Origin of the sequence: Burkholderia pseudomultivorans (assembly GCF_902499075.1) — a bacterium.
Lineage (GTDB): Bacteria > Pseudomonadota > Gammaproteobacteria > Burkholderiales > Burkholderiaceae > Burkholderia > Burkholderia pseudomultivorans.
The window spans coordinates 88,983-97,438 of sequence record NZ_CABVPP010000020.1 but is presented as its reverse complement, the minus strand read 5'-3'; the positions used below and the strand labels follow the sequence as shown (position 1 = coordinate 97,438).

General features: G+C 65.1%; 9 protein-coding genes. 5 read left to right on the top strand and 4 right to left on the bottom strand.

Annotated features, from left to right (window positions below; all coding sequences use genetic code 11):
- Positions 1-322 precede the first annotated feature (322 nt).
- From BST28156_RS15895 to trhA, 3 genes are all read left to right on the top strand, one after another.
- Positions 323-2,398 (top strand): carbon starvation CstA family protein, encoded by a 2,076-nt coding sequence (locus tag BST28156_RS15895; RefSeq protein ID WP_060240533.1) that lies wholly within the window; start codon positions 323-325, stop codon positions 2,396-2,398.
- 12 nt (positions 2,399-2,410) lie between these two features.
- On the top strand, positions 2,411-2,617 hold the full coding sequence (locus BST28156_RS15890; protein WP_009689042.1) for a YbdD/YjiX family protein: 207 nt from the start codon (positions 2,411-2,413) through the stop codon (positions 2,615-2,617).
- Positions 2,618-2,802: 185 nt separating this feature from the next.
- Complete coding sequence (gene trhA, locus BST28156_RS15885) at positions 2,803-3,423, top strand: PAQR family membrane homeostasis protein TrhA (protein WP_009689043.1); 621 nt, start codon at positions 2,803-2,805, stop codon at positions 3,421-3,423.
- Between the two features lie 34 nt (positions 3,424-3,457).
- Here trhA and BST28156_RS15880 read toward each other — a convergent pair whose 3' ends face one another.
- Positions 3,458-3,889, bottom strand: a complete 432-nt coding sequence (locus BST28156_RS15880) for a nuclear transport factor 2 family protein (protein WP_174902687.1) — start codon at positions 3,887-3,889, stop codon at positions 3,458-3,460.
- Between the two features lie 127 nt (positions 3,890-4,016).
- Positions 4,017-4,370 (bottom strand): DOPA 4,5-dioxygenase family protein, encoded by a 354-nt coding sequence (locus BST28156_RS15875; RefSeq protein WP_174902686.1) that lies wholly within the window; start codon positions 4,368-4,370, stop codon positions 4,017-4,019.
- A 457-nt stretch (positions 4,371-4,827) separates the two neighbouring features.
- Here BST28156_RS15875 and BST28156_RS15870 point away from each other — a divergent pair, with 457 nt between their 5' ends.
- Together BST28156_RS15870 and BST28156_RS15865 are read left to right on the top strand one after the other, a co-directional pair.
- Positions 4,828-5,205: a hypothetical protein gene (locus BST28156_RS15870; RefSeq protein ID WP_174902685.1), complete on the top strand. Its 378-nt coding sequence runs from the start codon at positions 4,828-4,830 to the stop codon at positions 5,203-5,205.
- 223 nt (positions 5,206-5,428) lie between these two features.
- Positions 5,429-5,917 carry a hypothetical protein gene (locus BST28156_RS15865; RefSeq protein WP_174902684.1) on the top strand — a complete coding sequence of 163 codons (489 nt, stop codon included), beginning with the start codon at positions 5,429-5,431 and terminating at the stop codon, positions 5,915-5,917.
- Positions 5,918-6,102: 185 nt separating this feature from the next.
- Here BST28156_RS15865 and hpnH read toward each other — a convergent pair whose 3' ends face one another.
- Both hpnH and ispH read right to left on the bottom strand, forming a co-directional pair.
- A complete protein-coding gene (hpnH, locus tag BST28156_RS15860; RefSeq protein ID WP_060240538.1) occupies positions 6,103-7,263 on the bottom strand; it encodes an adenosyl-hopene transferase HpnH in 1,161 nt (386 codons plus the stop codon).
- A 12-nt stretch (positions 7,264-7,275) separates the two neighbouring features.
- The gene (gene ispH, locus BST28156_RS15855) at positions 7,276-8,217 is read right to left on the bottom strand and encodes a 4-hydroxy-3-methylbut-2-enyl diphosphate reductase (RefSeq protein ID WP_060240539.1); all 942 of its coding nucleotides are present in this window, start codon (positions 8,215-8,217) and stop codon (positions 7,276-7,278) included.
- Positions 8,218-8,456: the final 239 nt, after the last annotated feature.

Sequence of the window (8,456 nt, the reverse complement as noted above, 5' to 3'; positions counted from 1 at the left end):
TCGTTTCTTCTTCATTGGCATATCCATGGCTTTTACACCTCATGATATGCCCCGCCCACGAAATCACGGATAGGTCCAAATTTGGGAACAAATTTATGCAAACCAACGAGCAACGTGCAAACCCCACCCAAACCTACGTAATTCTACGTACCCCCGCATACGTAGTTATCCGCTTGTAAGCCCCCGCGCCGCGCGGAATACTACGACCCACCGCCCCGGCCTTCGACAGGACCGGGGCGCGACGCATTGACGTCACGCGCGCGCGGCCATCCACCCACCAGCCGCGCGCAGTCGAAAACCAAATAGGAGACTAGGAGACGCCATGAATCGGGCATCCAGCACCCTGCTCTGGATCGCGGTCGCGCTGCTCGGCGCGTTCGCGTTCGGAACCATCGCCCTCGCGCACGGCGAGCGCGTCAGTGCCCTGTGGATCGTGATTGCCGCGGTCTGCGTGTATCTGATCGCCTATCGTTTCTACAGCCGCTTCATCGCCAGCAAGGTCATGCAGCTCGACGGGTTGCGGATGACGCCGGCCGTCAAGTACAACGACGGCCTCGACTACGTGCCGACCAACAAGTACGTGCTGTTCGGCCATCACTTCGCCGCGATCGCCGGCGCCGGCCCGCTCGTCGGGCCCGTGCTCGCCGCGCAGATGGGCTACACGCCCGGCATGCTGTGGATCCTGGCGGGCGTCGTGTTCGCCGGCGCGGTGCAGGACTTCATCGTGCTGTTCATCTCGACGCGTCGCGACGGCCGCTCGCTCGGCGATCTCGTCAAGATGGAGCTCGGCACGGTACCCGGCGTGATCGCGCTGTTCGGCGCGTTCCTGATCATGGTGATCATCCTCGCGGTGCTCGCGCTGATCGTCGTGAAGGCGTTGACCAATTCGCCATGGGGCACGTTCACCGTCGCCGCGACGATTCCGATCGCGCTGTTCATGGGCGTCTACACGCGCTACATCCGTCCGGGCCGTATCGGCGAAGTGTCGATCATCGGCTTCGTGCTGCTGATGGCGTCGATCGCGTTCGGCCAGAACGTGCACGATTCGCCGACGCTCGCCGCCTGGTTCACGTTCAGCGGCACGCAGCTCACCTGGATCCTGATCGGTTACGGCTTTGTCGCGTCGGTGCTGCCGGTGTGGCTGCTGCTCGCGCCGCGCGACTACCTGTCGACGTTCCTGAAGATCGGCACGATCGTCGGTCTCGCGATCGGCATCCTGGTCGTCGCGCCGGAACTGAAGATGCCCGCGCTGACGAAGTTCGTCGACGGCACGGGCCCGGTGTGGTCGGGCAACCTGTTCCCGTTCCTGTTCATCACGATCGCGTGCGGCGCGGTGTCGGGCTTCCACGCGCTGATTTCGTCGGGCACGACGCCGAAGCTGATCGACAACGAAACCAACGCGCGCTTCATCGGTTACGGCGCGATGCTGATGGAATCGTTCGTCGCGATCATGGCGCTGGTCGCCGCGTGCGTGATCGAGCCGGGCGTCTACTTCGCGATGAACGCGCCGGCCGCCGTGCTCGGCTCGACGCCGGAAGCGGTCGCGAACACCGTCACGCAATGGGGCTTCGTGCTGACGCCCGACATGCTCACGCAGACTGCGAAGGCGGTCGGCGAGACGACCATCATCGCGCGTGCGGGCGGCGCGCCGACGCTGGCGGTCGGCATGGCGCACATCCTGCACCAGGTGATCGGCGGCGAGGCGATGATGGCGTTCTGGTATCACTTCGCGATCCTGTTCGAGGCGCTGTTCATCCTGACGGCCGTCGATGCCGGCACGCGCGCGGGCCGCTTCATGCTGCAGGATCTGCTCGGCACGTTCCACCCGGCGCTCAAGCGCACCGAATCGCTGCCCGCAAACCTGGTCGCGACCGGCCTGTGCGTGGCCGCGTGGGGTTACTTCCTGTATCAGGGCGTGGTCGATCCGCTCGGCGGCATCAACACGCTGTGGCCGCTGTTCGGCATCTCGAACCAGATGCTTGCCGCGATCGCGCTGGTGCTCGGCACCGTCGTGCTGTTCAAGATGAAGCGCGAGCGCTATGCGTGGGTGACGATCGTGCCGACCGTGTGGCTGCTGATCTGTACGCTGACGGCCGGCTGGCAGAAGGTGTTCGACTCGAACCCGAAGGTCAGCTTCCTCGCGCACGCGGCGAAGCTGCAGGCCGCGGTGGACGAGGGCAAGGTGCTCGCGCCGGCGAAGTCGATCGCGCAGATGAAGCGGATCATCTTCAACGACTATATCGACGCCGCGCTCGCTGGGCTGTTCATCCTCGTCGTGGTAAGCATCGCGGTGTACGGGCTGCTGGCCGTGCTGCGCGCGCGCCGCGAGTCGAAGCCGACCGTGCGCGAGACGCCGTACGAGGCGATGCCGGCCGCGCAACTCGGCAGCGGACGTTAAGGGGAGGCCGCGATGTTCAGCGATCTTGGCAGCGACCTGCGCAGCGCAGGGCGTTACCTCGGGCAGGCGTTGCGGCTGATGGTCGGCCTGCCCGACTACGATACCTACGTCGCGCACATGCGCGCCACGCATCCGGACCGCGAGCCGATGACGTATGAGGCATTCTTCCGCGAGCGCCAGAATGCGCGGTACGGATCGGGCGCGGGGAAGTGCTGCTGAACTGAATCGGTCGCCGGTTCGGTAGCGAACACGAAAGCGTCGTGACTTGTGTCACGGCGCTTTTTCTTTGTGCGGCGGCGGCGCGGCGACGTGACGTTTGCGGAGCCTCGAGCCGTCGTTTCCAGGCCGCCGGTATCATGGAACCCATTTGATTTGCGCCGATGAGTTGCGCAGGAGGTCAGGTCGTGCATGTCGGTGAGCGTTTCAACAGCATTACGCATCTTGTCGGCGCGGTGCTGTCGGTGGCGGGACTGGCGGCGCTGGTGACGATGGGCGCGCTCGAAGGCGATCCCTACAAGGTGGTCAGCTTCAGCGTGTACGGCGCGATGCTGTGCGTGCTCTACGCGATCTCGACGCTCTATCACAGCGTGCGCAACCCGCGCCTGAAGGCGATTCTGCAGAAATGCGACCACTCGGCGATCTATCTGCTGATTGCCGGCAGCTATACGCCGTTTACGCTGGTGACGCTGCGCGGCCCGTGGGGCTGGTCGCTGTTCGGCGTGAGCTGGGGGCTGGCCGTGTTCGGCATCGCGCAGGAGCTCACGCTCGGGCGGCGCACGCGAATCCTGTCGATGGTGCTGTACGTGCTGATGGGATGGCTCGCGCTCGTCGCGATCCGTCCGCTGATTCATGCGCTGCCGCCGGTGGGCACCGCGTGGCTCGTGGCCGGTGGCGTGATCTACAGCGTCGGGATCTACTTCTTCATCAACGACGAACGGATTCGTCACGGCCACGGGATCTGGCATCTGTTCGTGCTGGCGGGGAGCCTGTGCCAGTTCGTCAGTGTCGCGATGTATGTCGCGTGAGCGGGGCGCGTGACGCCGCGCGCCGGCATGAGCTTCATCGTCGATCGCGCGCAGCAGCCGCCGCCGTCAACGTCTGAAACCCGACCCATCCCCAGTACACGCGGTGATGCGCGATCAGCCCGTCGCGCAGATCCATCACCTCGACGAGATCGACCTGGTCGCCGTCCGGCGTGGCGCGAGGATATTCCCATGTGAGTTGCCGGCCGTTCGAGAAGAACAGGCCGGTTCGATACCAGCGTCCGAGCCGGTTGCGCGGATTGCGCAGGCCCGCCGCGAAGAACGCGCCGATCGCCGCTTTGCCGTGCAGCACGCCCGAACCCTGCGCGGGCAGCGTGACGACGATCAACGGTGTTTCGAGCACCGCGTCGTCCGCATACAGCGCCATCAGCGCATCGAGGTCGCGGGCGACGACGGCGGCGTGCCAGTCGTCGTGAATGCGCCGGGCGTCGGCATCGGAAGAGGTCATTGCGGGTTCCCCGAAGGTACGATTACGGAACCCACTGTATCGACGCCGTGCCGGCGGACGTTTCACCGCAAACCGAAATGTCGATGTCGACATGCGAGCGGCATCGGCGTCGGGTGACGCGCGATGCCTATCCCGCCAGCGCGTCGAGATTCAGCGTATACGACTTGCCGATCCACGCGGCCGAATCGCGATGGTCGCGCAGGTCGTCGCCGGTATTCGGGTGCAGGAAGATATCCAGCGCACCGTGGTTCAGCACGAGCCACGGCACGATGTCGTCGAACTGCGCGGCGCCGAACGCGATCTGGTACGACCACGCCGGATGCGGCCCGACCGGGCGTTCGTGGAAGCGGCCGAGATCGATGACCGCGCCGAAGCGTGCGTCGATGGTCTGACGAAACGCCCACGCCGCGTCGCGGCTGGCGGCATCGAAGTAGACGTGCGCGTGCCAGTTCTTGATGGCGTTGACGTCGATGAAATCCATGGAGAGACCCGAAGAAAAGTAGAACCTGCGTGATGCGCGGTACGAAGCGGCGCGATACGTCATTATCGCGCGTGCTCGTCGCGGATGTCGGGCCGCGGCGAGCCGTTCGGGTGCACGAGGTTTGTCGCATGTCGGAAAAGACGTGCCGCGTGCGCAAAATTTTTCATGCGAGCCGGCGCGGACCACCTTCCCCCACCGGCAACATTTCATTTCGCAAATTGAAAAAGCACCGCGCGCACCGCGCGAAACCGCCGCGAAAAGCGCGGTCAGGTAATTGAATGAAATAAAGAAATTCCATTTCGGCGGGATTCGCGAACGCCGCCGATTTCAGGCCGAATATCCGACCCGAAAATATCAATTGCGGATTCGGCTATTCAAGCGGCGCGGTGCGCGGCATACGATGGTTTCAACGCATCGCCACGATCGATGCGGAAACAACCATCTTGAGGCCACCACCATGCGATCCCTCGTATCCGTTGCTGTTCTGTCCAGCGCACTCGTTGCGCTGCCCGCCGTCAGCTTTGCGCAGTCCGCCGGCACCGGCTGGTCGCCGAACGCCACGCATCTGACGTGGTCCGCGGCGCGCGCGGAAACCGACGTGCAGTTGATGCAGATGACGCGTGTCGGCTACCGCGCGACGGCGGCCGGCAACCAGAATTATCCGCTTGCGATGCAGCGTGCGCTCGAACGCGTGCGCAATCCGGTGCCGGACCGCTCGGCCGAGGAGAAGGCCGCGATGCAGGCGCGTGCGGCGCGCGACGCGCAGGCAGGCCATCCGGTCAGGGCGTTCTTCGTGAAGACCGCGTATTACCTGAAGGGCGAGAACACGTTCTGATGCGGGAGGCGAGCATGGGATGCATGACCCGATTCCCCGACGTCGTGCGCGCGTCGGTACCGCGTCGGCTGCCGGAAGTGCGCCCGGCATCGCGAAGGATCGAGCTGCACGGCGCGTGGCGTCGTGCGCCCGGCACTCGCGATGCGAGCCGCGGCGCGTCCGTGTGCCGGACCGGATGGCCGGATGCCGGCGCGGACGACGATCCGCGAAGCGAGCGCGAATCATGAAGGCCACGAAGAAAACCCGTCGCCACGCGCCGCTGACGCGCGAGTGGCTGTTGCCGCTGCCGCCTGCGTACGCGCGCGACATTTCCCTCAAATGCCACATGGCGCTCGTCGCGCTGCGCGGCGAGCACGGCAGCGAAGCGCTGCTGCTGCGCTTGCGCACGAGTCTCTACCTGGTGTTCCTGGCGCTCGACGACTTGACGGGCGCGGACGCGAGCGTCGAGCTGTGCGTCGACGCGGAGCGCGCGCTCGACGCGAGCACGGCGCGCGCGGAGCAAAGCGGCGCATGGACGCTGACCGACGACGAAGGGGTGTTGCTCGAGCGCGTGCTCGCGGCGAACGACGCCTGTGTCGACACGCTGACGCGATATCGGCTGACGGAACTGTGGCGGCATGTCTGCGCGTTCGCGGCCAGCGGCCAGCCGAAGCTGGTCGCGAATGCGGCCGCGCGAATGCGGGCGCACCGGACCGAAGCGCTGGCCGCCTAGCGGCTGCGCACCGAAGCAGGTTGGAGGAGACAGGGCCGGCCGCCTTCGCGCGGCTGCCGACGCAAGCGGATACCGGCACAAAACGCGGCCCAAAACGAAAGCGCCACGGAGTGCATTCACTCCGTGGCGCTTCTATTCGTGCATGCCTGCGCGGAGGCTGAGCCTCCGCTTCGCGTTACACGCGCTCAGGCCGCCGCAGCCGGCTTCGTCGGCTTCTGCAGCTTGCCCTTGCCGGCGCGCTGGATTTCCTCGAGCTTGATCTCGACGTGACGCGAGAACACGTACTCGGCCGGACGCTGCTTGTCGATCGAGATGTCCGGCGCGAACGCGCCTTCGGTCCTGATGCCCTTGCGGCTCACGGCGAACGCCTTCAGCGGATGCGCGATCGTGTCCATCACGGCGGTGGCCTCGAAGCCGCAGTGGACCATGCAGTCCGCGCACTTCTCGTAGTTGCCGACGCCGTAGTTGTCCCAGTTCGTGTCTTCCATCAGTTCCTTGAAGGTCTTCACGTAACCTTCGCCGACCAGATAGCACGGCTTCTGCCAGCCGAACACGGTACGCGCCGGGTTGCCCCACGGCGTGCACTTGTACGTCTGGTTGCCGGCCAGGAAGTCGAGGAACAGCGACGACTGGCTGAACGACCAGCGCTTGCCGCCTTCGCCGCGCTTGAAAATTTCGCGGAACAGGTTCTTCGTCTTGTCGCGGTTCAGGAAGTGCTGCTGATCCGGCGCGCGTTCGTACGCGTAGCCCGGCGACACGGTGATGCCGTCGACGCCGATCGGCTTGAGCGTGTCGAAGAACTTCGCGACGCGCTCGGGGATCGCATCGTTGAACAGCGTGCAGTTGATGTTCACGCGGAAGCCGCGGCGCTTCGCTTCCTTGATCGCCGCGACGGCCTTGTCGTACACGCCGTCCTGCGACACGGAGTGATCGTGCATCTCCTTGTCGCCGTCGAGGTGGACCGACCAGACGAAATACGGATTCGGCTGGTAGTCGTCCATCTTCTTTTCCATCAGCAGCGCGTTCGTGCACAGGTACACGAACTTCTTGCGCTTCATGATGCCCTTGACGATTTCCGGCATTTCCTTGTGCAGCAGCGGCTCGCCGCCGGCGATCGAGACGATCGGTGCGCCGCATTCGTCGACGGCCTCCAGGCATTCCTCGACGGACAGGCGCTGGTTCAGGATCGGGTCCGGGTAATCGATCTTGCCGCAGCCGTTACACGCGAGGTTGCAGCGGAACAGCGGCTCGAGCATCAGCGCGAGCGGATAGCGTTTGTTGCCGGACAGGTGTTGGCGCATGATGTACGCGCCGACGCGGACTTGCTGGAGCAGCGGAATAGACAAGAGATGTCCTCCTTAAACTTCGCGGGCGACAGCTTGCATGAGCTTCGCCGGCAACTTGAATTCGACTTTTTCCTCACGGCCCGCCATCGTCGCGACTTCGACGGGCCCCAGCGCGCGCAGCGCGCCGATTACATCCTCGACCATCTCTTCGGGCGCCGACGCGCCGGCGGTCAGGCCGACCGTCTGCACGCCCGCGAACCATTCGGCCTTCACTTCCGAGCCGTCCGCGACGAGATAGCTCGGCACGCCGCTTTCGGTGCCGATCTCGCGCAGGCGGTTCGAATTCGAACTGTTGGTCGCGCCGACCACGAGCAGCACGTCGACCTGCTCGCTCAACTCGCGCACGGCGGCCTGGCGGTTTTGCGTCGCGTAGCAGATGTCGCGCGTGTCCGGGCCGACGATGTCGGTGAACCGGCGCTGCAGCGCTTCGATGATGCCGCGCGTATCGTCGACCGACAGCGTCGTCTGCGTGACGTACGCCACCGGCGTATCGACCGGCAGCGTCAGCGTGTCGACCTCGGCCTCGCTCTGCACCAGCACCACCTCGGCCGGAATCTGGCCGATCGTCCCTTCGACTTCCGGATGGCCCGCATGGCCGATCAGGATCAGCCGGCGGCCGGCGGCCACATATTGCCGGCCCTGCACGTGCACCTTCGTGACGAGCGGACAGGTCGCGTCGAGCACGTCGAGCCCGCGCGCCTGCGCATCGCGCTCGACCGTCTGGGCGACACCGTGCGCGCTGAAGATCGCGACGGCACCATGCGGCACCTCGTCGAGCTCCTCAACGAATCGGGCCCCTTTATTACGCAGATTTTCGACGACATGCCGGTTATGAACGATCTCGTGACGCACATAGACCGGCGCGCCGTGCTGTTGCAGCGCGCGATCGACGATCTCGATCGCACGGACAACCCCCGCACAAAAACCGCGGGGCTGGGCAAGGATGACTCGCATAAGTGAGCGAACTCCGACGACAGAAACGGGGTTCGATGAGCTGGCACTGCTCGATCGCCCCGGCTTGATGTAATGAAGGCAGGAAACGAACCGGCCAGGCCAGGCCCCGGAACCCCGAATTAATCGCGCATTTTAACTCTATCGGGCCGTCCTTGCTTTGGCGCTGCAACCGCCGTGTTGCAATCGCGGCACGGGCGCGTCGGCGCTCGCGCGCGCGGAACCCAGTAAACTACGCGGTT